The sequence below is a fragment of the Halomonas sp. OfavH-34-E genome, from assembly GCF_024124525.1.
GTDB lineage: Bacteria > Pseudomonadota > Gammaproteobacteria > Pseudomonadales > Halomonadaceae > Halomonas > Halomonas litopenaei.
This window is the reverse complement of the sequence record NZ_JAMXRY010000050.1, coordinates 13,736-37,381: the sequence shown is the minus strand read 5'-3', so window position 1 is coordinate 37,381 and position 23,646 is coordinate 13,736. Positions and strand designations below refer to the sequence as shown.

The 23,646-nt window shown below is 65.2% G+C and carries 23 protein-coding genes; 12 read left to right on the top strand and 11 right to left on the bottom strand.

The window, feature by feature from the left end:
• From NH448_RS18670 to NH448_RS18655, 4 genes are all read left to right on the top strand, one after another.
• A partial coding sequence (locus NH448_RS18670; protein WP_253029224.1) for a methyltransferase domain-containing protein occupies positions 1-592 on the top strand: 592 nt, incomplete at its 5' end.
• Positions 593-651: 59 nt separating this feature from the next.
• Positions 652-858 carry a dodecin gene (locus NH448_RS18665; RefSeq protein ID WP_045995219.1) on the top strand — a complete coding sequence of 69 codons (207 nt, stop codon included), beginning with the start codon at positions 652-654 and terminating at the stop codon, positions 856-858.
• A gap of 178 nt (positions 859-1,036) precedes the next feature.
• Positions 1,037-2,410 carry a Trk system potassium transporter TrkA gene (trkA, locus tag NH448_RS18660; protein ID WP_045995220.1) on the top strand — a complete coding sequence of 458 codons (1,374 nt, stop codon included), beginning with the start codon at positions 1,037-1,039 and terminating at the stop codon, positions 2,408-2,410.
• Between the two features lie 132 nt (positions 2,411-2,542).
• Positions 2,543-3,991 carry a TrkH family potassium uptake protein gene (locus NH448_RS18655; RefSeq protein ID WP_108448511.1) on the top strand — a complete coding sequence of 483 codons (1,449 nt, stop codon included), beginning with the start codon at positions 2,543-2,545 and terminating at the stop codon, positions 3,989-3,991.
• A gap of 30 nt (positions 3,992-4,021) precedes the next feature.
• Here NH448_RS18655 and NH448_RS18650 read toward each other — a convergent pair whose 3' ends face one another.
• Positions 4,022-4,909, bottom strand: coding sequence for a LysR family transcriptional regulator (locus NH448_RS18650; protein ID WP_108448549.1), 888 nt, complete (start codon positions 4,907-4,909; stop codon positions 4,022-4,024).
• A 99-nt stretch (positions 4,910-5,008) separates the two neighbouring features.
• Between NH448_RS18650 and NH448_RS18645 the strand changes: the two genes are divergently transcribed.
• From NH448_RS18645 to NH448_RS18635, 3 genes are all read left to right on the top strand, one after another.
• Positions 5,009-5,566: a lactoylglutathione lyase family protein gene (locus NH448_RS18645; protein ID WP_108448510.1), complete on the top strand. Its 558-nt coding sequence runs from the start codon at positions 5,009-5,011 to the stop codon at positions 5,564-5,566.
• Between the two features lie 97 nt (positions 5,567-5,663).
• On the top strand, positions 5,664-6,896 hold the full coding sequence (locus tag NH448_RS18640; protein WP_253029223.1) for a TraB/GumN family protein: 1,233 nt from the start codon (positions 5,664-5,666) through the stop codon (positions 6,894-6,896).
• Between the two features lie 179 nt (positions 6,897-7,075).
• Entirely contained in the window at positions 7,076-8,227 is a 1,152-nt protein-coding gene (locus NH448_RS18635) for an alpha-hydroxy acid oxidase (protein WP_253029222.1), read from the top strand.
• Positions 8,228-8,454: 227 nt separating this feature from the next.
• Here NH448_RS18635 and NH448_RS18630 read toward each other — a convergent pair whose 3' ends face one another.
• The gene (locus NH448_RS18630; protein ID WP_253029221.1) at positions 8,455-9,870 is read right to left on the bottom strand and encodes a hypothetical protein; all 1,416 of its coding nucleotides are present in this window, start codon (positions 9,868-9,870) and stop codon (positions 8,455-8,457) included.
• A gap of 352 nt (positions 9,871-10,222) precedes the next feature.
• Positions 10,223-11,104, bottom strand: coding sequence for a DTW domain-containing protein (locus tag NH448_RS18625; protein WP_253029220.1), 882 nt, complete (start codon positions 11,102-11,104; stop codon positions 10,223-10,225).
• Here NH448_RS18625 and NH448_RS18620 point away from each other — a divergent pair.
• Positions 11,103-11,303 carry a hypothetical protein gene (locus NH448_RS18620; RefSeq protein ID WP_253029219.1) on the top strand — a complete coding sequence of 67 codons (201 nt, stop codon included), beginning with the start codon at positions 11,103-11,105 and terminating at the stop codon, positions 11,301-11,303. The two genes, NH448_RS18625 and NH448_RS18620, sit on opposite strands and share 2 nt — an antisense overlap.
• On the opposite strand, the gene NH448_RS18615 is transcribed toward NH448_RS18620, so the two are convergent.
• The 3 genes from NH448_RS18615 to NH448_RS18605 all read right to left on the bottom strand — a co-directional run bounded on the left by NH448_RS18615 (position 11,300) and on the right by NH448_RS18605 (position 15,456).
• Complete coding sequence (locus tag NH448_RS18615; RefSeq protein ID WP_045993075.1) at positions 11,300-12,022, bottom strand: NAD-dependent deacylase; 723 nt, start codon at positions 12,020-12,022, stop codon at positions 11,300-11,302. The two genes, NH448_RS18620 and NH448_RS18615, sit on opposite strands and share 4 nt — an antisense overlap.
• A 47-nt stretch (positions 12,023-12,069) precedes the next feature.
• Positions 12,070-13,812: a bifunctional isocitrate dehydrogenase kinase/phosphatase gene (aceK, locus tag NH448_RS18610; RefSeq protein WP_108131228.1), complete on the bottom strand. Its 1,743-nt coding sequence runs from the start codon at positions 13,810-13,812 to the stop codon at positions 12,070-12,072.
• A 165-nt stretch (positions 13,813-13,977) separates the two neighbouring features.
• Entirely contained in the window at positions 13,978-15,456 is a 1,479-nt protein-coding gene (locus NH448_RS18605; RefSeq protein WP_253029218.1) for a TrkH family potassium uptake protein, read from the bottom strand.
• A gap of 161 nt (positions 15,457-15,617) precedes the next feature.
• On the opposite strand from NH448_RS18605, the gene NH448_RS18600 reads away from it, so the two are divergent.
• From NH448_RS18600 to NH448_RS18590, 3 genes are read left to right on the top strand one after another with little or no spacing between them, the layout of a single operon-like run.
• Positions 15,618-16,394, top strand: a complete 777-nt coding sequence (locus NH448_RS18600; RefSeq protein WP_253029217.1) for a pseudouridine synthase — start codon at positions 15,618-15,620, stop codon at positions 16,392-16,394.
• The gene (tcdA, locus tag NH448_RS18595; protein ID WP_045993071.1) at positions 16,394-17,191 is read left to right on the top strand and encodes a tRNA cyclic N6-threonylcarbamoyladenosine(37) synthase TcdA; all 798 of its coding nucleotides are present in this window, start codon (positions 16,394-16,396) and stop codon (positions 17,189-17,191) included. Before NH448_RS18600 ends, tcdA begins: the two co-directional genes overlap by 1 nt.
• Positions 17,192-17,210: 19 nt before the next feature.
• Positions 17,211-17,444 carry a DUF1653 domain-containing protein gene (locus NH448_RS18590; RefSeq protein WP_045993070.1) on the top strand — a complete coding sequence of 78 codons (234 nt, stop codon included), beginning with the start codon at positions 17,211-17,213 and terminating at the stop codon, positions 17,442-17,444.
• 364 nt (positions 17,445-17,808) lie between these two features.
• Here the strand turns inward: NH448_RS18590 and bfr are convergent, their stop codons facing one another.
• From bfr to lptF, 5 genes are all read right to left on the bottom strand, one after another.
• Positions 17,809-18,294, bottom strand: a complete 486-nt coding sequence (gene bfr, locus NH448_RS18585; protein WP_045994716.1) for a bacterioferritin — start codon at positions 18,292-18,294, stop codon at positions 17,809-17,811.
• 335 nt (positions 18,295-18,629) lie between these two features.
• Complete coding sequence (locus NH448_RS18580; protein ID WP_045994717.1) at positions 18,630-18,836, bottom strand: (2Fe-2S)-binding protein; 207 nt, start codon at positions 18,834-18,836, stop codon at positions 18,630-18,632.
• A gap of 351 nt (positions 18,837-19,187) precedes the next feature.
• Positions 19,188-19,667 carry an RDD family protein gene (locus NH448_RS18575; protein ID WP_045994718.1) on the bottom strand — a complete coding sequence of 160 codons (480 nt, stop codon included), beginning with the start codon at positions 19,665-19,667 and terminating at the stop codon, positions 19,188-19,190.
• A gap of 97 nt (positions 19,668-19,764) precedes the next feature.
• Complete coding sequence (gene lptG, locus NH448_RS18570) at positions 19,765-20,829, bottom strand: LPS export ABC transporter permease LptG (RefSeq protein ID WP_222515692.1); 1,065 nt, start codon at positions 20,827-20,829, stop codon at positions 19,765-19,767.
• Positions 20,826-21,908, bottom strand: a complete 1,083-nt coding sequence (lptF, locus tag NH448_RS18565) for an LPS export ABC transporter permease LptF (protein WP_222568259.1) — start codon at positions 21,906-21,908, stop codon at positions 20,826-20,828. The genes lptG and lptF overlap by 4 nt, the downstream gene beginning before the upstream one ends.
• A 194-nt stretch (positions 21,909-22,102) precedes the next feature.
• Between lptF and NH448_RS18560 the strand changes: the two genes are divergently transcribed.
• Positions 22,103-23,620, top strand: coding sequence for a leucyl aminopeptidase (locus NH448_RS18560; RefSeq protein ID WP_222515693.1), 1,518 nt, complete (start codon positions 22,103-22,105; stop codon positions 23,618-23,620).
• The last annotated feature ends 26 nt before the right edge of the window (positions 23,621-23,646 follow it).

The window sequence follows — 23,646 nt, the reverse complement described above, 5'->3', positions numbered from 1 at the left end:
TGGCCCGGTGGTGGCACCGCGGCCGGGTGCGCGCGTGCTCGACGCCTGCTGCGCCCCCGGTGGCAAGACCGCTCACCTGCTCGAGCTGTTCGACGTCGACCTGCACGCCATCGACTCCGATGCCGCGCGCCTGGCACGGGTGGAAGACACCCTGACTCGTCTGGGCCTGTCGGCGACCCTGGCCCAGGGCGACGCCACCGAGCGTGACTGGTGGGACGGCACCCCGTTCGACGCCATCCTGCTCGACGCCCCCTGCTCCGGCAGTGGCGTCATCCGCCGTCATCCCGACATCAAGCGCCTGCGTCGGCCCAGCGACATTGCCCAGCTGGCCCTGCTTCAGCGCGCGTTGCTCGACAATCTGTGGCCGCTGCTCAAGCCCGGCGGCACCTTGCTCTACGCCACCTGCTCGGTGCTGCCGGAAGAGAATCGCGACCAGATCCGCGACTTTCTCGCGCGCACCCCGGACGCCAGCGAGCAGATGCCCGACGGCATCGCCTGGGGCCAGGTTTCCGGGGCCGGACGCCAACTGTTACCGAAGGTCGACAGCCATGACGGCTTCTTCTATGCCAGACTGGTGAAGGCGGGCCGCTAGTCCGACCAGGACGTCGGCCTGGCCGCCCGTGACCTATGCTTCTCCAACAGGGAGTCTGTATGAGCCAACACGTCTACAAGCAGATCGAGTTGACCGGTTCCTCGGAAACCAGCATCGAAGATGCGGTACAGCGGGCCATCACCAAGGCCTCGGAAACCGTGCATGACCTGCGCTGGTTCGAGGTGACCGATACCCGCGGCCATATCGAGAATGGCCGGGTGGCCCACTGGCAGGTCACGGTCAAGGTCGGCTTCACCCTCGACTGACCTCCGAGGCTGATTCGACCCGGAGACCCACGGGACTTGCATTGCACAAGTCCTGCGGTGTTTCCTTTCAGCACAGGGCGGGACTCTCCCGCCCTGTTGTACTGTTCAGAGCTCGGGTATGCTGGCTCAATGCTGCAACGCACCATAGGCTCTGAACCCCTCTTCGGACACGACGACGATGAAGATCATCATTCTCGGCGCCGGCCAGGTTGGCGGCACCCTGGCGGAGCACCTGGCCCGCGAGGAGAACGACATCACGGTGGTGGACACCGACGGTGAGCGCCTGCGCGAGCTGCATACCCGGCTCGACATCCGCACCGTCTCCGGGGCGGCCTCCTACCCCATGGTGCTACGCCAGGCCGGCTGCGAAGACGCCGACATGCTGATCGCGGTGACCAACTCCGACGAGGTCAACATGATCGCCTGTCAGGTCGCCCATACCCTGTTTCGTACCCCGACCAAGATTGCCCGAGTGCGCGCCACCGCCTACCTGGCGCGCAAGGGACTGTTCGCCCACGAGGCGGTGCCCATCGACGTGCTGATCAGCCCCGAGCAGGTGGTCACCGACCATATTCGCCGGTTGATCGAGCACCCCGGCGCCCTGCAGGTGCTGGAATTCGCCGGTGGACTGGTCCAGCTGGTGGCGGTCAAGGCCTTCTACGGCGGTCCGCTGGTCGGCCAGGAGCTCGGCTTCCTGCGCCGTCACATGCCCAGCGTCGACACCCGGGTGGCCGCCATCTACCGGCGCAACCGTCCGATCATTCCGCGTGGCGACACCGTGATCGAGGCCGACGACGAGGTCTTCTTCATCGCCGCCCGGCGCGATATCCGCGCGGTGATGAGCGAGCTGAGGCGACTGGATCGCGACTTCCGCCGGGTGGTGATCGCCGGCGGCGGCAACATCGGCGAGCGCCTGGCCGAACACCTCGAGCACAGCCACCAGGTCAAGATGATCGAGCACAGCCTCGAGCGCTGCACCCAGCTCTCCGAACGCCTCGACCGCACCGTGGTACTGCACGGCAGCGCGACCAGCAAGCGCCTGCTGGAAGAGGAGAACATCGAGGACTGCGACATCTTCTGTGCGCTGACCAACGACGACGAGGTCAACATCATGTCGTCGATGCTGGCCAAGCGCATGGGTGCCAAGAAGGTACTCACCCTGATCAACAACGCCGCCTACGTGGATCTGGTCCAGGGCGGCGAGATCGACATCGCCATCTCGCCCCAGCAGGCCACCATCGGCAGCCTGCTGACCCATGTGCGCCGCGGTGACATCGTCAACGTCCACTCGCTGCGCCGCGGTGCTGCCGAGGCCATCGAGGCCATCGCCCACGGCGACAGCCAGTCCTCCCGGGTGGTCGGTCGTGCCATCGGCGACATCGACCTGCCCGGTGGCTCCACCATTGGCGCGGTGGTGCGCGGCAAGGAAGTGCTGATCGCCCACGACGACGTGGTGGTGGAGAGCGGTGACCACGTCATCCTGTTCGTGGTCGACAAGCGCAAGATCCGTGACGTCGAACGCCTGTTCCAGGTCGGATTGACCTTTTTCTGATGGGCGCGCCCCTCGCCCCTGCCGCCATACCAAGGAGAGCCGCCGCATGAGTCCGATGCCGACCGGGCTTGAGACGACGACCCGTCCCGACATGTCCCCCGCCTGTTGCTGTCAGCCAGGAGGCAGGACGCCATGAGCCTGAGGATGATCCTGCGCATTCTCGGGCTGCTGCTGATGATGTTCAGCCTGACCATGGTGCCGCCCATCGCCATCTCGCTGTTGTTCGGCGACGGCACCTGGGACGCCTTTCTGATCGCCATCGCCATCACCGTGCTGACCGGCGCGCTGATGTTCCTGCCCAATCGTCGTGCCCGGCGGGAATTGCGCACCCGCGACGGCTTTTTGATCGCCGCCATGTTCTGGACGGTGCTGGGGCTGTTCGGTTCGCTGCCGCTGATGCTCACCGGCAGCACCGCACTGTCGTTCACCGACGCGGTGTTCGAATCGTTCTCGGGGCTGACCACCACCGGTGCCACGGTGATCACCGGCATCGACTTCCTGCCCGAGGCGATCCTCTACTACCGTCAGCAGCTGCAGTGGCTCGGTGGCATGGGCATCGTGGTGCTGGCGGTGGCGATCCTGCCGACCCTGGGGGTCGGCGGCATGGCGCTGTACCGTACCGAGATACCAGGGCCGCTCAAGGATTCCAAGCTGACCCCGCGGATCACCGAGACCGCCAAGGCACTGTGGTACATCTACGCCACCCTGACGGTGGTGTGCATGCTGGCCTACATGGCCGCCGGGATGGACTGGTTCGACGCCCTGGGCCACAGCTTTTCCACCGTGGCCATCGGCGGTTTCTCGACCCACGACGCCAGCATCGGCTACTTCGACAGCGCGGTGATCGAGGCCATCTGTATCGTCTTCATGCTGATCTCCGCGCTCAGTTTCAGCCTGCACTTCCTGGCCTGGCGCGAACGCCGTATCGGCCACTACTGGGAAGACTCCGAGGCGCGCTTTCTGTTGCTGTACCTGACGGGGCTGGCCAGCATCACCGTGGTGGTGCTGTGGCTGACCGGTACCGAAGAGACCACAGTGGGACTTCGCCACGGCATCTTTGAGGTGGTCTCGGTAGCCACCACCGCCGGCTTTTCGGTGGCCGACTTCTCCGCCTGGCCCGGCGCCCTGCCGCTTTTGCTGTTCATCGCCGCCTTCGTCGGCGCCAGCTCCGGCTCCACCGGCGGCGGCATGAAGGTCATCCGCATCATCCTGATCATCAAGCAGGGCATGCGCGAGATCATGCGCCTGATCCACCCCAATGCGGTGATCGCGGTCAAGATCGGCAAGGTCAGCGTACCCGACGGCATCGCCCAGGCGGTGTGGGGCTTCTTCTCGGCCTATGTGCTGCTGTTCTTCCTGATGCTGGTGGGGGTGATGGCCACCGGGGTCGACCAGGTCACCGCCTGGTCCACCGTGGGCTCGGCGCTCAACAATCTGGGGCCGGCGCTGGGCGAGGCCAGTCTGCACTACGGTGACATGCCGACCATGGCCAAGTGGATCCTGGTGATGGCGATGCTGATGGGGCGCCTGGAGATCTTTACCGTTCTGGTGTTGTTTACCCCGGCCTTCTGGCGCAAGTAACTCGCAGGACGGCGGCATCAGCGCCGGCTGCTAAAGCCCCGTGGCTGCACCCGCCACCGCCTCTCGCATCACCGAAAGCGCCCGCTGTGCCCGGGCCGACAGTGGCCACTCGGCGCGCTGGATCAGGTAGAGGGTATCGCTGACCTCGGGGGCGCCCTCGACCACACGGATGGCGTGCTGGTCCTCGAAGGCCTCCCGGGCAAAGCGTGGCAACACGCTGAAGCCCAGCCCCTGGGCCACCGGCGCCAGGATCAGGCCAATCTGATTGGTAAAGCCGCTGCGCGGCCAGCGGGCGTAGCCCGGTGAGCCCGGAAAACGCCGACTGAGCAGACGGGTGGCCAGGGCCTTGCCATCCGGATGGTCGATAAAGCCCAGCGCCATCAGCTCATCGAACGTCTCGACACGGGTGTCGGCCGGTACCACCAGTTCCAGCGCCTCGGTGGCAAACTCGCTGACCGTCAGACTGGCGTCGTCGGGACGCTCGCCCACCAGCCCCATCTCCACCTTGCCGTCGATGACGGCCTCGACGATCTCCCGCGTCGGACCGAAGCGATGGCGAATCGCCAGCCCCGGCGCGCGCTTCTGCAACGCCAGCAGACGCGGGTAGATCGCAAGCCCGATACTCCCTGGTGTCATCAGGCTGATCTCGCCATGATCGTCCAGATCACCGGCCAGGCGCTGGGTAAGGCGCTGATCGACCCGTTCACGTTCGTTCAGATAGTCCAGCAGGGCGTGGCCTGCCGGGGTCAGCTCGAGCCGCCGAGGCCGGCGAATGAACAACAGTCCCAGCTCGGCCTCCAGGCGCTGGATATGCTGGCTGACCGCCGCCTGGGTCAGATCAAGGCGCTCGGCGGCGCGGGTAAAGTTGCCCTGCTCCACCAACGCCTGAAACGAGCGTAGCCAGAGCGGATTTGCCATAAGCATCTATTATCATCACCATAACGTCGCGTCGATTTTCATTATAGCGATCCCGGCCCAGACTGTGCTCATCATTCCTGCATCAAGAGGTGACACTCCATGAGCCAGCAAGACGCCTTGGCAAACGCCAACCACGACGCTCCCGCCAACTCTTCAAACAGTTATCCCCGCAGCTTCTCCCATATCGGCATCTCGGTGCCGGATGTGGAGGCCGCGGTGGCGTTCTACACCCAGGTGCTGGGCTGGTACCAGATCATGGCGCCGACCACCATCGAGGAAGACGACTCCGCCATCGGCGAGATGTGCACCGACGTCTTCGGTCCTGGCTGGGGCAGTTTCCGTATCGCCCACCTGTCCACCGGTGACCGGGTCGGCGTGGAGCTGTTCGAGTTCGCCAACCACGAGGACCCGGAGAACAACTTCGAGTACTGGAAGACCGGCGTGTTCCACTTCTGCGTCCAGGATCCCGACGTCGAGGGCCTGGCCGAGCGCATCGTCGCCGCCGGCGGCAAGAAGCGCATGCCCAAGGTGCGCGAGTACTATCCCGGCGAGAAGCCCTACCGGATGATCTACATGGAAGATCCGTTCGGCAACATCCTCGAGATCTACTCGCACAGCTACGAACTGACCTATTCCGCTGGCGCCTATCAGGACTGAACGCCGGACAATGTCAGCTCGAGGGCAGGCCAGGGTTTGGCCTGCCCTCCTCGTTCATGGATAATCGATCCTTCACATTCTCAAGGCCCCGAGCCCCATGAGCGAGATCGACGACATTGCGCTGGCCGAGCGGCCCGAGACCCGAGGCGGCCCCCGACGTGACCTCCGCGTCGGCGACACCACCTTTACCCTGCTGGGCACCGCCCACGTCAGCGCCGAGAGCGCCGACGAGGTGCGCGACCTGATCGATTCCGGCGACTTCGACGCCGTCGCCATCGAGCTGTGCGACGCCCGCCACAGCAACCTGGCCAATCCCGACGCCCTGGGTGACCAGGACCTGTTCCAGATTTTTCGTCAGGGCAAGGCCGGCATGGTCGCCGCCAACCTGGCCCTCGGCGCCTTCCAGCAGCGCATCGCCGAGCAGTCCGGCATCGAGCCCGGTGCCGAGATGCGCGCTGCCCTGGAGGCCAGTCAGCGCCACGAGCTTCCGCTGCTGCTGATCGACCGGGACGTGGGTCTGACGCTCAAGCGGATCTACCAGAACGTGCCCTGGTGGCAGCGCTTTAGCCTGCTGTCGGGCCTGCTCGGCAGCGTGCTGTCGCGCCAGGAAGTCTCCGCCGAGGAGGTCGAGCGGCTCAAGCAGGGCGACGTGCTGGAATCCACCTTCAGCGAATTCGCTGCCGAGTCGCAGTCGCTGTTCACCCCCTTGATCAGCGAGCGCGATCGCTACATGGTCATGCGCCTGGCCCAGCAGTGCCCACCTGGCAAGTTCAAGCGGGTGCTGGTGGTGATCGGCGCCGGCCACCTCAAGGGCATGGCCGAGCATCTGGAAGGCCCGCCTGCCGAGGACCCGGCCGAGGAAATCGCCGCGCTGGAGGCCACCCGGCCGCCGTCGAAGGTGTGGAAGATGCTGCCCTGGCTGATCACTGCCCTGGTACTGACCGGCTTCGCCATCGGCTTTTCGCGCAACACCGAGCTCGGCTGGCAGCTGGTGGTGGAATGGTTCGTGATCAACGGCGTGCTGTCAGGGGGCGCCACCCTGTTGGCCCTGGCCCACCCGGTCACGGTGATCGCCACCGTGTTCGCCGCCCCGTTGACCTCGCTCAATCCGACCATCGGGGCGGGCTTCGTCGCCGCCGGGGTGGAACTGGCCATGCGCAAGCCCAAGGTGCGCGACTTCTCCACCCTGCGTCACGACGTTACCCAGGTGAAGGGCTGGTGGAAGAACCGTGTCTCGCGCACCCTGCTGGTGTTTCTGACGGCGACCCTGGGCTCCGCCGCCGGCACCTGGATCGCCGGTTTTCGTATCGCCGACAGTCTGTTCGGCTAGCCCGGCCGCCTCGTTCGGCACCCACGCACTGCCGCCCCCTCGGGCGGCGGTGTCGTTTCTACGCCCCCTACCATCAACGCGAACCCGCTCCGGGTCCGCGCCAGCCCGCCATCGAAACCGGCTCCGAAGCCCGCTTAGACTATGCTCAAAGGAACAGCCTGCTGAACGGAGTCGGCCCCATGACCCGCAGCACCATCGAGGCGCTTCGCCAAGGCGCGAGACGGCGACTCCCACGGCTGGTCTTCGACTATATCGAAGGAGGCTCCGGCGCCGAGCAGGCGCTGGCCGCCAACCTCCAGGCCATGTCACGAGTGGCGCTGGCACCGCGCCTGGCCGACGTCAGCCGGCGCACCCTCGGTACTCGCATTCTGGGCGAAGATATCGCGCTGCCGCTGGTGCTCTCGCCGGTGGCCCTGGGCGGCCTGGCCTGGGCCGACGGGGAACGCCTGGCCGCACGCGCCGCTGCGCGAGCCGGGGTCCCCTACACCGTCGCCACCCTATCCAACGCCCCCCTTGCGCATATCGCCCGGGACTGCCCGCGCCCACCCTGGTTTCAGCTGTTCGTGTTCAAGGATCGCGGTCTCAGCGAGCGACTGATGGACGATGCCCTGAACGTCGGCTGCCGTGTACTGGTGCTGACCATCGATATGCCGCTGCTGGCCGATCACCACCGGGGACTCGGCCACGACGTCAGGCCCGATCCGGCCACCGCCCTCAAGCTCGCCTGGGGGTTGGGCCGTCACCCCGGCTGGTGGTGGCGCCACCTGCGCAGCCGTCGTTTTTCCCTGGGCAATCTGGGCGGACCGCTCTCGGCCCCGGACGGCATCGCCTCACTCGCCAGTTGGCTCGGCGACCAGCTCGATCCCTCACTGGGGTGGAGTGATCTGGGCTGGGTCCGCGCCCGCTGGCCAGGCGCGCTGGTCGTCAAGGGTGTACTGGACGCGGACTCGGCGCGCCAGGCCGCCGAGCAGGGGGCCGACGCCGTGGTGGTGTCGAACCACGGGGGGCGCCAACTGGACGCCGCCAGGGCCACCATCGCGGCGCTTCCCGAGGTGGTGGCGGCGGTGGGCGAGCGTCTCGAGGTGCATCTGGATGGGGGGATTCGCAGCGGCCTGGACATCCTTCGGGCGCTGGCCCTGGGCGCCGACGCCGTGCATATCGGCCGTCCCTATCTGTATGGACTGGCCGACGCGGGCGAAGCCGGCGTCGAGCGCTGCCTGGCGATCCTGCGCCGAGAGCTGGACCAGGGCCTCGCCATGTGTGGCTGTTCGAGTATCAGGGAAGTGGATGCACGCGCGCTGGCAGCGAACGGCGATCTCATCGATCGTTAGCTGGACGGCGGCGCTTCGCCACAGTCGCTGCCTTCCGCCAGGCGCCAACGGTAATTGTCGTGCTGTATCGCGCGGGAAATCGCCATCGACACGATGCTTCGCCGACCACCCGTCGCCAGCCTCATGGGACTTCGCCTGTGCAGAATCGTCGACAGAAACTCTACGCCATCCCTGGCCCATCGTTTCAACGCTGGGCGGGCCGGTGGTGACGCCACAGTTTCAGACCGTCAGGCCAGCGAACGACCGGCTACACGCAGGCGACTGTACTCTTCCAGCGCCGATGATTCGGTCATGCTGCAGATCCAGTCATGCACGAGGCGTCCACGATGGTAGGCCTCCCAGACCTCGCGGCTCGCCCCTTCCCAGGGCTGCGCCATGGCCTGGCGGTACACCCTGAGCACGCCGGGCGGCAACCGCTTCACCCACAGCGTCAGCCGCGGCGAGGCGCCATGGCCCTCGTCCAGCAGTCGCACGAAGGCCGCTTCCGGCAGGCGCAACGCCGGCAGGGCGGCATCGAGCAGTCCACATAAGGTGCGGTAGCCCTCGAGCTCCAGCCGTTCCAGCTCCGGATCCCGATATTCGACCCGAGTGGCCAGGCTGTCGAAGGCCTCGAGCAGAGCGCGACAGCCGACCTCCGCGCTCAGCAGCCTCAACTGAGGCTGTCCCTCCCGAATGTTCTCCAGGTGGGCCACGAAGGCATCGGCGGCGTGATTGACCAGGGTGCGCCCCAGCGCCAGTCGCAGGTAGTGAAAGAAGCGCCCCAGTTCCTCGACGTTGTCCCGCTCATAGCGGCGCAGCGCCCAGTCCAGCATGCCACCGAGGCTCCAGCGGCGTACTACTCCGTGGCGCGAGAAGCGCCGCTCCTCCAGACTCGCCCAGGGCTCTCCCTGGCGGGCCAGCCCCTCCACATAGGCCTGTTTGAGCGATGCCACCAGGGATGTCGGGTCGATCAACCCCCGCTCCACCACCGCCTCCAGACGAGACAGGGTCCGTGCAATGACCTCGGCGGCATCCACTACGTAGCTGGCCGGATGGCGATGATCCTGGCCCAGCCCCAGGACACCACGCATGGCCGTCTCCTGGTCGCTCTCGGCACGATAGCAGTAGCCCTGGCGGCCACGGCCATCGTCGCCCACTTCGCGCCACACCGCCTGCTCCCCCAGCAGCACCGCGCCCTGGACATGGGTCAGCGAGATCCCCTCCTGCTTGCCGATGGTGCGGAGCGCCTGGGCCTGGGCGTCGAACCGACACAGCTCGTTGAGCAGGGCCGCGCCCTGGATATCGTCCTTGGCCAGCGGCAGCTGGCGGCCTCCCAGGGCCGACATATGGCTGTCGAACCAACCGCAGAGCGCAAGTTCTCCGGCCTGGCCAAAGGGAGGTCGACCGATATCACGCAGCAGGCTGCCCACCTCGACCAGACAGATGAAGGCGTCTTCCAGACCATCGAGGCCACAGTCACCCGCCCGCTTGCCCAGCTTGCGATAGACCATCTGCACGATCCGGCGCCCCATCTGCTGTCGCTCCAGCGAGGCCGACAGCAGTCGCCTCTGGCTTGCGTGGGCCAGCACCGCGCCCTGCTGGGGCAGCAGCTGCAATCGACGCAGGCTGGCACTGTGGACGACCCGGGTACGGTCCTTTTCCAAGCGACGCTCCAGCGTCGCCACGGAAAATGCGGCATCACCATCCACCGCCAGCGATGGACAGCGATCTCCCGGGAGAGGTCGGCAGGGGTGAAAACGCCTACGAAAATCCATAACGCTCCTCGTGCGCCAAGCCGCACAGATTGACGAAACTGTGTCAAAAGAAGAGCGTCTCCCAGAAAAAGCCCGGGCGAACTAGGATATTCGCGACACCACAAGCCAGCAGTCGTGGATAGGGAATGTAGTTCTATACCGACAGGTCCGAAAAAACCCGCTCAATACGGCATAGTTATGCGTATACCGACACCGATCCTGGCGTTGTCGTCGCCTCGCCTCGATGCCTGACCACGCCCTCTCACCCTCGCCGGGCGGCCAACCTGCGCATGGCCGGGCTTGGCGTCTCGATCTTGTGGTAGCGCCGACTGGCGGCGTAGCTGTCGTTGAAGACGTCGAAGTAATCGTCGAGCACCGAAGCGGCGTCTTCCTCGCCGCTCTGACGCAATAGCTCGGCGGCCACCTCGGCGGTGCACAGATGCGCCTGGGAGGCCGGCTTGCGCAACCGATAACGCGTCAGTCGATCGGTTCTCAACGGCAGTACCGGCAGGCGTTCCAGGTAGGGGCTCTTGCGAAAGATCCGCCGCGCCTGACGCCAGGTGCCGTCGAGCAGGATCAGCACCGGGATGCGCTCCCGGGGGACTCGCCGGACCGCCTCCACCTCGACCACGCGGTCGGCGTAGTCGGGCTGGTCGTCGGGGAATACCACGAAGGGGGCGTAACGCTCGTCGGCCAGGAGCGCCAGCAGCTTTTCATCGGGCGTGGTGCGATACCAGGTGAAGACTCGGGTGGGCGCCAGCACGTCGGCGATCAGACGGCCGGTGTTGGTCGGCTTGTGGTGCTCCAGCGGATGGGTGATCAGCCACACCTGGACCCGAGAGTCGGCCTTGGCCTGATAGGGACACAGGCAGTTGAGTTCAGGCAGGTTGCAGCCGGCGCAACGGGTGACGAAACTGCCGCGCGCCTTGAACTCTCGTCGCGGGGGACGCGGATGACCGGTGGCAGGGTCCCTGTCGAGGCTCGGGCTCTCGCCGAGGTGCGGATCCCCGACAGCGCTCGGCTCACCCGGATGGCGATCGGCGGACGCCTCCTCGGTAGTTGAAGCTTCCTGAGTCGAGCCGGAATCTTCGGAGCGGGCGTCTTGCTGGGAGGGGGCGGAATCGGCGAAACGAGAGTCACACATGGGCGGGATGCAGGCTGCGGCAAAGGGCGCCCAATCTACCACGCCCCATTGCCTGCGTCAGGCAAGCCACGCGAAAGACCGCTCTATCTACCACCCGTTCGATGGCGCTCTAGACAACCCAATCAACGGCTCTATAGACAACCCGTTCGACGGCTCTCTAGAAAACCCGCTCGACGGCGCCACCATCGCCCGGGCCTAGCCCAATTGCGGCATGAACAGTCGACCTTCACGCTGCCAGTGACGGGTCAGGGCGGGCACGCCCTCACCTGCCGGCATCACCAGCCGGGCAACGCCAGCAGGCACCCTGAGCGATTCGTCGGGGTCCACCAGCACGCAGTCGGCATCGAAGGGCAGTTCGTTGATCAGGGCCGCCGCCGGCATCACCGCCAGCGAAGTGCCGACCACCAGCAACAGGTCCGCCTCGGCGACGATCTCGCAGGCGTCCTGATAGGCCGGCACCGCCTCGCCAAACCAGACCACGTCCGGGCGCAGCTGGCTGCCACGGTCACAGACGTCGCCCATGGCGATATTGCGACGCCCCAGCGGATAGCGCATGCGTTCGTCTACCGAGGAGCGCGCCATCATGATCTCGCCATGCAGGTGCAGCACCCGACGGGAGCCCGCTCGCTCGTGCAGATCGTCGATGTTCTGGGTGACGATGCTGACCTCGAAGCCACGCGCCTCGAGGTTAGCCAACGCCCGGTGGGCGGCGTTGGGACGCGCGCCACGTACCTGGTCCCGACGGGCGTCATAGAAGCTCAGCACGCGCTGCGGGTCTCGTGCCCAGCCCTCGGGGGTGGCGACGTCCTCGATGGGATGATCCGCCCACAGGCCATCGGCGGCACGGAAGGTCTGGATTCCGCTCTCGGCGCTGATGCCGGCGCCGGTCAGCACCACCAGGTGGGGGGCCTTGGACATGAACTCGCTCCACAGCTTTGAGAGTCTGAATCAGCGCCGCCTCGGACTCAGTAGGTCAGGCCCCCGGGGTCCGAGGCGAAGCGCTGCTTGTTGCGATAAGGGTAGACGTCGATCACCTGACCGTCGGTGATCGCCGCCTGCAGGCTCTTCCAGTAGTCGGCATCGAAAAGCTCCGGATGCAGTTCGAAGAACAGCTTGCGCAACTGCACATTGGCGAACAGGAAGGGCCCAAATTCCTCGGGGAAAATATCATTGGGCCCCACCGAGTACCAGGGTTCGTCGGCCAGCTCCTGCTCGGGATACAGGGGCTCCGGGATATGCCGGAAGTTGCACTCGGTGAGATAACTCACCTCGTCGTAGTCGTAGAAGATCACCCGCCCGTGGCGGGTCACCCCGAAGTTCTTCAGCAGCATGTCGCCGGGGAAGATGTTGGCCGCCGCCATCTGCTTGATGGCATTGCCGTAGTCCTTGAGCACCGCACGGGTCTCGGTCTCGTCACACTGTTCCAGATACAGATTCAGCGGGGTCATCATGCGCTCGGTGTAGCAGTGCTTGATGATGACCTTGTCGTCCTTCAGGTAGACGTTGCTCGGCGCCACTTCCAGCAGATGTTCCAGGCATTCGGGATCGAAGTGGTCCTTGCGCGACACCAGGTAGGAAAACTCCTGGGTATCGGCCATCCGGCCGACCCGGTCATGGCGCTTGACCAGGCCGTACTTCTCGCGCACGTTGTCGCGACTCATCGCCTTGGACGGGTCGAAGCGGTCCTTGATGATCTTGAACACGGTGCGGTGTGACGGCAGCACGAACACCGCCATCACCATGCCGCGCACCCCGGGGGCGATGATGAACTTGTCCTCGCGCCGCGCGATCTGCTGGTTCAGGGCGCGGAAGAACTCGGTCTTGCCGTGCTTGAAGAAGCCGATGGCAGCGTAGAGTTCGCTGATCGGCTTGTCCGGCATCAGCATGTGCAGGTAGGCCACGAACTCACGGGGCACAGTGGCATCGACCTGGAAGTAGACCCGGGTGAAGGAGAAGATGATCGACACCTCGTCGGGCTCGATCAGCACCGTATCCAGGTGCAGCCCCTTGCCCTCCTCGTGGAGCACCGGCAGCACCAGCGGCACCTGCTCGCCATCGCGGTGGATGCGGCCGACCAGGTAGGCGCCCTTGTTGCGGTAGAAGACGCTCTTCAGCAGTTCGATTTCGGTGTCCGTGCCGTCCGCCAGCCCTTGCGGCAGGTGCTCGACCAGAAAGTCACGCGCCAGATGTCCGCAGTGGCCCAGGTCGATGAACTCCATGCCCAGTTCGGCCCCCTCCAGCGCCTCGGCGATGGCCCTTGACCAGTCCCCCTCCACCGCGATGTGTCGGCACAGCTCGATGCCCGAGTGGTGTGACGCGGCGTCCCTGGAGGAGTTGACGAACATCCAGTCATCGCGGATGTGGCGGTGATGAAAGATCGAGCAGAACAGCGAATTGAAGTAGGTCTCGGCCAGCTCGTAGTCGAGTCGCTGACCGATCAGCTCGACATAGTGCCCCTTGGCCTCACGCCAGCACTCGCAGTGGGTCAGGATGTCCTCGTCAAAGGTGCGCTGCAGGCGCCCCAGGGTCTCGTCGACCTTCTCCTGATAGAGGTTGATCCGCTCCGCCGAGGCCTGCTGGGCCTCGCGCCAGGCGGCGTCGCGAAAGCGTCGATTGGCGTCCAGGGTGATCTGCTTGAAGCGCGAGCGGTACTCGTCGAATCCATGCAGGATAGTGGCGGCGATGCGATAGGCAGGGGACAGTTTCATCACGGGGCTCCCGACGGGCGTCAGCTCAGAATGACCGCCGCCGCCACCTTCGGCGAGACGACCAATGTCGACTGTCATGTTGCCGTGCAACATGGCAGCCGCCAAGCCGTCTGTCCAACCCGGCACACTACGCCATCGATCACCTCCCCCACCGCCGCCAAAGACCTATTTGCGCCAGAACATCGGGGTCAACAGTACCAGCACGGTCAGGATTTCCAGGCGGCCCATCAGCATGCCCACACACAACAGCCACTTGGCGGCGTCGGGCAGGGTGGAAAAGTTGCCGGCTGGGCCGATGATATCGCCAAGTCCTGGCCCGACGTTGGCCACCGCCGTGGCCGCCCCGGTCAGTGCCGTGACCAGATCGAGGCCCAGCATGGCGAGGGCCAGGGCGAGGCCGGCGATGGTCAGAAAGAAGAAGAAGGAGAAGGCCACCACGCCCCGGCTGATCTCATCGGACAGCGGCGCACCGTTGTAGCGAGAGACGAAGACCCCATGGGTGTGGATCAAGAAGCGCAGCTGGCTCAGCAGCATCTTGATCGCCACCTGGAAGCGAAAGATCTTCATGCCTCCGCTGGTCGAACCACTGCAGCCACCGACAAAGGTCAGATAGAAGAACGCCATGGCGGCGAACGGGCCCCACTGGCTGTAGTCGTCGCTGGCGTAGCCGGTGGTGGTCACCACCGAGACCACGTTGAAGGCGGTGTGAGTCAGGGCATCGAACATCGCCTCGCCTCGCCATACCCGATAGAAGCTGAGGATCAGCGTCACCACCAGCAGTAGCCACACCAGCCCACGGACCTGCTCGTCGCGCCACAAGGCCAGCGGCGAGCCGCGCAGAAAGCGGATGTAGAGCACGAAGGGCAAGGCGCCAAGCAACATGAACAAGGTGCCCATCCACAACAGATGCGGCTGGTCGGCGTAGGCCCCGAAGGAGGCGTCAGAGTTGGCGAAGCCGCCGGTCGACACCGAGCTCATGGCGTGCACCACCGCGTCTACCGGTGCCATGCCGCCGATACCGTAGGCCAGAATCGCCACCAGGGTGCCCAGGGCGTAGATGCCGAGCGTGGCCTTGGCGATGCCGCCGGTGCGCGGCATCACCTTGTCCGACCAGTCCGAGGATTCGGTCTGAAAAAGGCGCATGCCGCCGACCTTGAGAAACGGCAGGATGGCGATGCCCATGACGATGATGCCGATGCCGCCGAGCCACTGCATCAAACCCCGCCACAGCTTGAGACCATCGGACAGCTGGTCGATATCGGTGAGGATGGTGGAGCCGGTGGTGGTGATCGCCGAGACCGACTCGAACACCGCATTGGTCAGCGACAGATGGGGCGCGCCAAGCACCAGCGGCAGGCTGGCGAAACCGCTGATACTGACCCAGCTCAGGGTGGTCAGCACGAACATCTGCTGGGTCTTGAGCGCCACCGGTATCCGCCAGGTCAGCCACCAGCACATCAGCACCGTGGCCAGCACCACCAGCAGGGAACGAGCGAAGGCCGGCGCGTCGGCGTCGCCTTCCCATACCAGCACCCCCCAGGGCAGCAGCATGAACAGCGCCAGCACCAGCCAAAGTACCGACAGTACCTTGAGGACCGGTGCCCAGTCCCTGCACCAGCGCAGCATCCCTATCCCTCGGGTCATAGCCTGCTCCCTCACCGATTGTCGGGGCTCATCATAGACCAAAGCCGTAGCCAGAGATGCCCCTCGACTCACGGAGTCGTCGCAATCCGGATGACAGATCGCCGCAACATGGCGACAATAGCGCGCCTCGAGCCCGCATTCACGCCATAGGTATCGCCGCGATGTCCCTGCCCTTGCCCATTCTCTACCAGGACGACGATCTGGTGGCGGTGCACAAGCCGTCAGGGCTGCTGGTGCATCGCAGCGCGCTGGCCCGTGGCGAGCGCGAATTCCTGCTGCAGCGCCTGCGCGACCAGTTGGGCCAGCGGGTCTACCCGGTGCATCGGCTCGACCGGCCTACCTCGGGGGTCATGGTGTTCGCGCTGTCCTCGGACATGGCCCGGCGGCTGGCCGAGGCCTTCACCGAGCGCCAGGTGACCAAGCGTTACCTGGCGGTGGTGCGCGGCATCGGCCCCGAGACCGAGCGCATCGACCGGGCACTGCGCGAGGAAGACGGTAGCCGGCCCAAGGCCGAGATGCCGGCGATGCCCGCGATCACCGAGGTGCGTCGACTCGACAGCGTAGAGCTGCCGGTACGTATCGACCGCTACCCCCAGGTTCGCTACTCGCTGATGGAAGCCCGCCCGCTGACCGGCCGGCGCCACCAGATACGCCGCCATCTGTCCGGCATCGGCTACCCGATTATCGGTGACGCCAAGCACGGCAAGGGCAATCACAACCGCTTCTTTCGCGAAAGCCTGGACTGCGATCGGCTGCTGCTGGCGGCGACCTCGCTCGAGTTCGAGCACCCTCGCCATCGCACCCCGATGGCGCTGTGCTGCCCACTGGACGCCTGCATGACGCGGCTGTTCGACCGTTTCGGCTGGCGCGCCCACCTGCCCCGGCCAGTCAGCACCACCAACGCCAACGTGACCGCAACGACCCAGCGAGATTCCTGATGAGCACTGACCCCAGCGACAACGACTATGACCTGCGCTTTGGTGGTATTCGCCGTCTCTACGGCACCACCGCCAGCGCCCGTCTGGCGCAAGCCCACGTGGTGGTGGTCGGGGTCGGCGGTGTCGGCAGCTGGGCGGTGGAGGCGCTGGCCAGAAGCGGCGTCGGCAAGCTGACCCTGATCGACCTCGACGACGTCTGCGTATCCAACGTCAATCGTCAGCTTCACGCCCTCGACGGCACCATCGGGCGGCCCAAGGTGGAAGTGCTGGCCGAGCGCTGCCGGGCCATCCACCCCGGCATCGAGGTCGTCGCCGATGTCGCCTTCGCCACCCCGACCAATCTCGCCGAACGCATTCCCGAGGACGCCGATCATCTGATCGACGCCATCGACAGCGTGGTGGCCAAGGCCGCACTGATCGCCTGGTGCAAGCGCCGCAAGCTGCCGCTGACAGTCACCGGTGCCGCCGGCGGCCAGACCGACCCCACCCGGATCAAGGTGGCCGACCTGACCCGCACGGAGCATGACCCCCTGCTTGCCAAGGTGCGCTCGCGCCTGCGCCGCGACCATGGCTTTTCGCGCAACCCCAAGCGCCGCTTTAGCGTCGAGTGCGTCTACTCCGACGAGCAGCTGGTCTACCCCGGCCAGGACGGTGAGGTCTGCCACACCAAGCCTGGTGCCGGCGAGTCCACGCGCCTGGACTGCGAGAGCGGCTTCGGCGCCGCCACCTTTGTCACCGGCAGCTTCGGCTTTGTCGCCGCCTCGCGGGCGCTGGCCAGACTGACCCGGGTAAAATGAGCCAGACAAGGAACCGACCATGACAACCCCGCAATCCCCCCTTCCGGTGCCCGGCATCTATCGCCACTACAAGGGCCCGCTCTACGAGGTGACCGGCGTCGCCCACCACAGCGAGAGCGAAGAGGCCCTGGTGGTGTACCGCGCGCTCTACGGCGACTACGGCCTGTGGGTGCGCCCGCTTGAGATGTTCTGCGAGAGCGTCGACGTCGAAGGTGTCACCACTCCACGCTTTGCCCTCGAGAAGGCGTTCTAGGGCTTGTCTGAAAACTGTCTGCGCTCGGTAATACGGCGTTAAAAATCGGCTGGTGCGCCAGCCCGGTCAAAATGCTCATTTACACCCCGTAAACTGCGCTTTCTCACCGATTTTTGCCTTGTCTAACCATCGCTCGTCGACTTTTCCGACAGCGCCTAGCAGGCCCTGACGGCGCCCGGATCCATGTCGTCGGTCCGACGCTGCCAGTTCGATAACGCTGGTCCAACAGCGCCAGCCCGGAGACACAAGTCCACACGACCTGGCCAGCACGCAGGCAACGGAACACGCAGACGCAAAAAGGGGAAGCCGCTGGCTTCCCCTTTTGCTTGCCTGGGCGCTGTCGATGCAATGCGCCAGCGCTAAATCACTCTTCGCCGCCGGCCTTTTGCATTTGCGTCTGCAGATACGCCTGCAAGCCGACCTTGTCCATCAGACCCAGCTCGGTCTCGATGATGTCGATGTGCTCTTCCTCGTCGTCGAGGATCTTCTGGAACAGGTCACGGCTGACGTAGTCCCGCACCTGCTCGCAGTAGGTGATGGCTTCGATCAGGTCGTCACGCCCGGTATGCTCCGCGGCCAGGTCGGCCTCGAGCATCTCGCGGGTGTCCTCGCCGATATGCAGCTTGCCGAGGTCCTGCAGGTTGGGGATGCCTTCGAGAAAGAGGATCCGCTCGATCAGAATGTCGGCGTGCTTCATCTCTTCGATGGACTCGTCGTACTCCCACTTGGCCAGCCGGGCCAGGCCCCAGTCCTTGTACATCTTGGCGTGCAGGAAGTACTGATTGATGGCCACCAACTCGTTGCCCAGCACCTTGTTGAGATGCTCGATGACCTTGGGATCGCCTTTCATGGAAAACTCCTCAGTGCTTGCCGGACTTGTGCTTGCCGGTGATTGCCGACCGGCCGTGGCCAGTCGTCGTTGATCGAACCGTCTTGCATCGGACGCCGCAGAGGCGACGTCTCTCCTTGGCCTCGCACGCCTTCACAGGGCAACAGACGCGGGGCTACAGACACACTGGCACGACAAGCAATGCCCTACCAGCTCCCGTCAAGAAGCAGTATAGGGCATCCATGAAAAAACTCAATAAAATCAGAATCTTGAAAACCGCAACTACAACGATATCGATTGCTAATTCAAAAGACTACCGCAAAGGAAGTAGCGCAAGAGCGTACCGACGACCGAGGCTATACCGCATAGGCCAGCGCTTCGACTTCCAGACTCGACGCTTCCTGGATGGCGTCACGGGTGATCTGCTTGCCCACACAGGCACATTTGCCGCACTGGGTGCCACAACCGGTCTCACGCTGAACCTGACGCCAGCTACGCGCGCCGTCATCGACGCTCTGACGAATCTGTCGGTCACTGACCCCTTTGCACAGGCATACGTACATCGCCATCTCTCCTGAATCACTATAGCCAATGTAAATGATTCCCATAGCGACACGCAACCTTTTCAAGAGTAATTCGTATTTACTTTAGCTAAAGATTTGAATTTACATGACTCAGCTCAAGCGCTGCCCCTGCCGACAGCCAATCGACAGGCAATCGACAGCATCCAGAAAACCAGGAACGAAACAGAGGGGAGCGACTCGTGCAGGCTGGATGGGGAGGGGCCGAGCAGCATCTCAGTGAGAACGTCGGCCGGGCGCTGCAGAGGGTGAAGGGTCGATGGCAGACGCTCGAGTCGGGCTGAGGGGTAAGCTGCCCTGTTCAGGAGTCTTGCGTAAGCGCTCGTTGCAGGGTTATCGCTTCGCCGCCTTCGGCAGCACTACCACCTGAGTGCCAGACGCCAGATCCGCCCAGCTGCGCCGTTCTGCGTCGAACAGCACCCACCAGTGGCCCAGCCCCAGCGGCACGAAGGAAAACGCTCCCACGGCGAAGCGCAGCATGGTCTGACGCAGGCTGATGGGCCCGCCGTCGAGGGTCTGGACGCGCAGGCGCCAGGCCTGCATCCCCAGGGTCATGCCCCCGCGGCGCCAGAAGAAGGCAAAAAAGGCAAAGGCCGCGACCACCAGCAGCAGTCGCAGGCTGAGCACCTGCCAAACGCCTGCCCCCACCTCTTCCGGGGCCAGGCCCAGCAGCTTGCGCACCACCAGCACGTGCAAGGTGGTGATCGCGATCCAGATGGCCAGCAACAGAAAGCTGTCGTAGAACATGGCGCCCAGACGCCGGCCCAGCCCTGCGGGCCAGACATCATCGAGATGGGGAAAACGTCGTGTCATTGGGTTTGCTCAGCAGGTGAAGTCTCGGCAAGGCGCGCGCTAACGTTGGGGCCGGGTCGATCGAGAGTGCCCAAGCCGGCGCCAGGCATGCCGCCCTTCACCCCGACCGCCTCAATAGGTGAAGTCCCAGTAGGGCGCACACGAGTGTGGGGGCCAGCACCGCCCAAGCCGGCGAAAAGCCGAATACCGTGGAGGCCGGTGCCAGCAGATCCTGCAGGTACTTGAACACCAGCCCGGTGATGACCCCGTAGAATACCCTCGTCCCGGCGGCCACGGTGCGCAGCGGGCCGAACACGAAGGACGCCGCCACCAGCACCAGCGAGGCCATGGTCAGGGGCATCAGCATCTTCTGCCAGAAGTACAGAAGCGGCTGGGTGGCCTCCAGGCCCTGCTCGTCCAGATAGTCGGCGTAGGCCCACAGCTCGCTCGGTGCCTGGGTCTCCACGTCGCGCAGCAGACGCGACAGCTGAGTCGGCGACAGGCTGGTGTCCCAGCGCAGGCTAGCCACCTTGTCGACCTCGGTGCGGTCATCGGCAAAGCGGGTCGTCTCGACCTGCTGCAACTCCCAGAAGTCGCCCTGCCACACCGCACGCCTGGCAGTGGTTACCGAATCCAGCCGGTGGCCGTCGAATTCGTAGCGGGTCAGATCCAGCACGGTGTCGTCGGCGCGAATCGCACCAAAGCGATAGAAGTCGTCGCCCTCGCGCTGCCAGCCACCGCGTTCGGTGACCACCGCGCCCTCGCCCTGCATCTGCTGCACCTTCCAGGCGTGGGCGAACTGCTCGGTTCTGGGGCTGACGAACTCTGCCACCGTCAGCACGATCACCACCACCAGGATGATCGGCTTCATCACCCCCCAGACGATGCGCGCCAGCGACCGTCCCGCCGCCCGCATCACCGTCAGCTCGTTGTTGGAAGCCATGCTACCGAGTCCGATCAGGGCGCCGATCAGCACGCCTACCGGGGCATACTGATAAAAGCGCCAGGGCAGGCGCATGCACAGAAACAGGAAGACCTCGAAGGCACCATAGCCGCCTTCGATGTCTCCGAGGTCATCGATATAGGTGATGATCAGGTCCAGGCCCAGCAGCACCACCTGCACTACCAGAATGGCAGCGAGGACGTTGCGGGCGATGTAGCCGTCCAGGCGATCGAGAATCATCCGCTCATTCCCTTGCGTTGGGCATTGAAGGCCAGTCCCAGGCCGAGGATCAGGAAGCCTGCGTGGATCGGCCACATGCCGATGACGGCAGGCAGGCTGCCGCTGCCGATGGCGTCCATGGCCGCCAGCAGCAGACTCAGGTAGGCCACGTACAGAAAGATCGCCGGCAGCAGCTTGGCAAAGCGGCCCTGGCGTGGATTGACCCGGGACAGCGGCTGGGCCAGCAGGGTCAGCACGAACACCATCAGGGGAGCGCCGAGTCGCCACTGCAACTGGGCCCTGGCCTCGGGCGAAGCGTCATTCAGCAGGGTCGTGGTGGTGGCAAACTCCGCCGAGTCGGTCTCGACCGCCTCCACCGCCCGCGCCAGACGCACAGCGTAGGTACCGAACTCGAGCCGCTCGGCGTCGGCGCGACCGGCCTCTGCGCTATAGCGTTCACCGTCTTCCAGCACCAGATAGCGACTGCCAGTGTCCGGATCCACCGACTGGTAGCCCTGGGTCGCCCGGGTCACCACGCTCTCGGGCGAGCCATCACTGCGCTTCTGGCGTTCGCTGATGAACACCTCCTGCATGCGCTCGCCGTCCTCGGACACATCGCTTGCATAAGCGATGCGCCCACTGCCGAACTCCTGAAAACGCCCTGGCGCCAGCGCCGAGAAGTCGAGCTTGCTGCGCTGTTCTTCCAGCACCAGTTCGTTGTGCAAGGCACCGGCGGGGGTCAGCCACAGGCTGAATATCCCGACCAGCAGTGCCACCAGGGCGGCGGGCACCAGGCTGACCGTCAGCAAGCGGTTGGGGCTGGTGCCGCAGGCCACCAGCACGGTGATCTCGCTGTTGAGGTAGAGCTGGCCGTAGGCCAGCAGAATTCCGAGAAAGAACGCCAGCGGCAGGATCAGCTCGAGAAAGCCCGGCATGTGATAGAGCATCAGCGAACCGAGGATGTTCGCCGGGATCTCGCCTTCGGCGGCGTTGGCAAAATAGCGGATAAACCGACTGCCCATGATCACCAGCAGCAGCACCCCGGCCACCGCCGACATGGTCAGCAGAATCTCGCGGGTGAGGTAACGGAATATGATCAATGCGCGCTCCTGCTCTCGGTCGTCCTCACCGGTCGTCCCTGATCCAGTATAGGTCCCTGATCGATGTCTCTACCCGATCGGTCGCTGCGGCCACGGTGATCATGCAAACCCCGGGGGCCTTGGGTACACTGGATGGACTCGGCATCGTGCCGGCATTATCCAGAATCCCCCCACACTTGTCTTGTGGAGTCAGCATGGAATTCCCTGTAAAGACGGCCAACCCGGTCAAGATCGAGACCGCTTGCCTGGTCATCCCGGTGTTCAAGGACGGTGAACTTACTCCTGCCGCCGCCAAGCTCGACGACGCCAGCGAGCGTCTGATCGGACAGTTGATCGAGCGTGGCGATTTCAACGCCAAGCTCGGCAACGTCCAGCTGGTGCCCTTTGCGCCTGGGCTGTGCGCCGACCGCCTGCTGCTGGTCGGCTTCGGCGAGCGCGACAAGTGCCACGAAGGCGCCTTCTGCAAGGCCGTGGACGCCGCCTTCGCGAGCCTCGGTCAGCTGACCGTGGACGAAGTCTCGGTAGCCCTCACCGACGTGCCCGTCGAGGATCGCGACGCCGGCTGGAAGGCCCACAAGATCGCCGAGAGCGCACTGCGCGCCAGCTACCGCTTCACCGACTTCAAGCAAGACAGTGGCCCGGCTCCCAGCCTCAAGACGGTGTCGATCCTGCTCAGTGAGGGCGAAGACCAGAACGCGGCCAGCGAAGGCGCCCGCCAGGGTGCCGCCGTTGGCCAGGGCATCAACCTGGCCCGCCAGCTCGGCAACCTGCCAGGCAACGTCTGCACGCCGCGCTACCTCGCCAGCGAGGCCGAGCGCCTGGCCAGCGAATCCGATGGCGCCCTGACCACCGAGATCCTCGACGAGGCAGCCCTCGAGGAGCTCGGCGCGCACTCGCTGTTGTCCGTCGGTCATGGCAGCGACGAGCCGTCGCGGCTGATCGTGATGCGCTATCAAGGCGCGGACGACGAAAACGAGTCGCCGCACGTGCTCGTCGGCAAGGGCATCACCTTCGACACCGGCGGCATCTCGCTCAAGCCCGGTGCCGGCATGGACGAGATGAAGTTCGACATGTGCGGCGCCGCCAGCGTGTTCGGCGCGGTTGCCTCGATCCTGGCGATCAAGCCGAAGATCAACCTGGTCGCCATCGTCGCCGCCGCCGAGAACATGCCCAGCGGTCGCGCGACCAAGCCTGGCGACATCATCAAGACGCTGAAGGGGCTGTCGGTGGAGGTGCTCAACACCGACGCCGAGGGCCGCCTGGTGCTGTGTGATGCCCTGACCTACGCCGAGCGCTTCGAGCCGGCCAGCGTCGTCGACATCGCCACCCTCACCGGTGCCGCCATCATTGCGCTCGGCCACCACGCCACCGGCCTGATGTCCAACGACGACGACCTGGCGCTGGACCTTCTCGACGCCGGCGAAACCGCCTGGGATCGCGCCTGGCATCTGCCGCTGTGGGACGAGTACCAGGAGCAGCTGGACTCCAACTTCGCCGACCTGGCCAACATCGGCGGGCGCCCGGCGGGCACCATCACCGCCGGCTGTTTCCTGTCGCGCTTCGCCACCGACTTCCCCTGGGCGCACCTGGACGTGGCCGGCACCGCCTGGAACAGCGGCAGCGCCAAGGGTGCCACAGGCCGCCCGGTGGGCCTGCTGACCCGCTACCTGCTCGACCGCGAGGCAGAGGTAGTCAACACCGACCAGGACTGACCCGGCAAGTCCGCCGTCCACGCGGG

Bases quoted from the DNA above. Each gene is read 5' to 3' on its own strand.
- NH448_RS18665 (WP_045995219.1), top strand. From the start codon at position 652: ATGAGCCAACACGTCTACAAGCAGATCGAGTTGACCGGTTCCTCGGAA.
- trkA (WP_045995220.1), top strand. From the start codon at position 1,037: ATGAAGATCATCATTCTCGGCGCCGGCCAGGTTGGCGGCACCCTGGCG.
- NH448_RS18655 (WP_108448511.1), top strand. From the start codon at position 2,543: ATGAGCCTGAGGATGATCCTGCGCATTCTCGGGCTGCTGCTGATGATG.
- NH448_RS18650 (WP_108448549.1), bottom strand. From the start codon at position 4,909: ATGGCAAATCCGCTCTGGCTACGCTCGTTTCAGGCGTTGGTGGAGCAG.
- NH448_RS18645 (WP_108448510.1), top strand. From the start codon at position 5,009: ATGAGCCAGCAAGACGCCTTGGCAAACGCCAACCACGACGCTCCCGCC.
- NH448_RS18640 (WP_253029223.1), top strand. From the start codon at position 5,664: ATGAGCGAGATCGACGACATTGCGCTGGCCGAGCGGCCCGAGACCCGA.
- NH448_RS18635 (WP_253029222.1), top strand. From the start codon at position 7,076: ATGACCCGCAGCACCATCGAGGCGCTTCGCCAAGGCGCGAGACGGCGA.
- NH448_RS18620 (WP_253029219.1), top strand. From the start codon at position 11,103: ATGGGCGGGATGCAGGCTGCGGCAAAGGGCGCCCAATCTACCACGCCC.
- NH448_RS18625 (WP_253029220.1), bottom strand. From the start codon at position 11,104: ATGTGTGACTCTCGTTTCGCCGATTCCGCCCCCTCCCAGCAAGACGCC.
- NH448_RS18615 (WP_045993075.1), bottom strand. From the start codon at position 12,022: ATGTCCAAGGCCCCCCACCTGGTGGTGCTGACCGGCGCCGGCATCAGC.
- aceK (WP_108131228.1), bottom strand. From the start codon at position 13,812: ATGAAACTGTCCCCTGCCTATCGCATCGCCGCCACTATCCTGCATGGA.
- NH448_RS18605 (WP_253029218.1), bottom strand. From the start codon at position 15,456: ATGACCCGAGGGATAGGGATGCTGCGCTGGTGCAGGGACTGGGCACCG.
- NH448_RS18600 (WP_253029217.1), top strand. From the start codon at position 15,618: ATGTCCCTGCCCTTGCCCATTCTCTACCAGGACGACGATCTGGTGGCG.
- tcdA (WP_045993071.1), top strand. From the start codon at position 16,394: ATGAGCACTGACCCCAGCGACAACGACTATGACCTGCGCTTTGGTGGT.
- NH448_RS18590 (WP_045993070.1), top strand. From the start codon at position 17,211: ATGACAACCCCGCAATCCCCCCTTCCGGTGCCCGGCATCTATCGCCAC.
- bfr (WP_045994716.1), bottom strand. From the start codon at position 18,294: ATGAAAGGCGATCCCAAGGTCATCGAGCATCTCAACAAGGTGCTGGGC.
- NH448_RS18580 (WP_045994717.1), bottom strand. From the start codon at position 18,836: ATGTACGTATGCCTGTGCAAAGGGGTCAGTGACCGACAGATTCGTCAG.
- NH448_RS18575 (WP_045994718.1), bottom strand. From the start codon at position 19,667: ATGACACGACGTTTTCCCCATCTCGATGATGTCTGGCCCGCAGGGCTG.
- lptG (WP_222515692.1), bottom strand. From the start codon at position 20,829: ATGATTCTCGATCGCCTGGACGGCTACATCGCCCGCAACGTCCTCGCT.
- NH448_RS18560 (WP_222515693.1), top strand. From the start codon at position 22,103: ATGGAATTCCCTGTAAAGACGGCCAACCCGGTCAAGATCGAGACCGCT.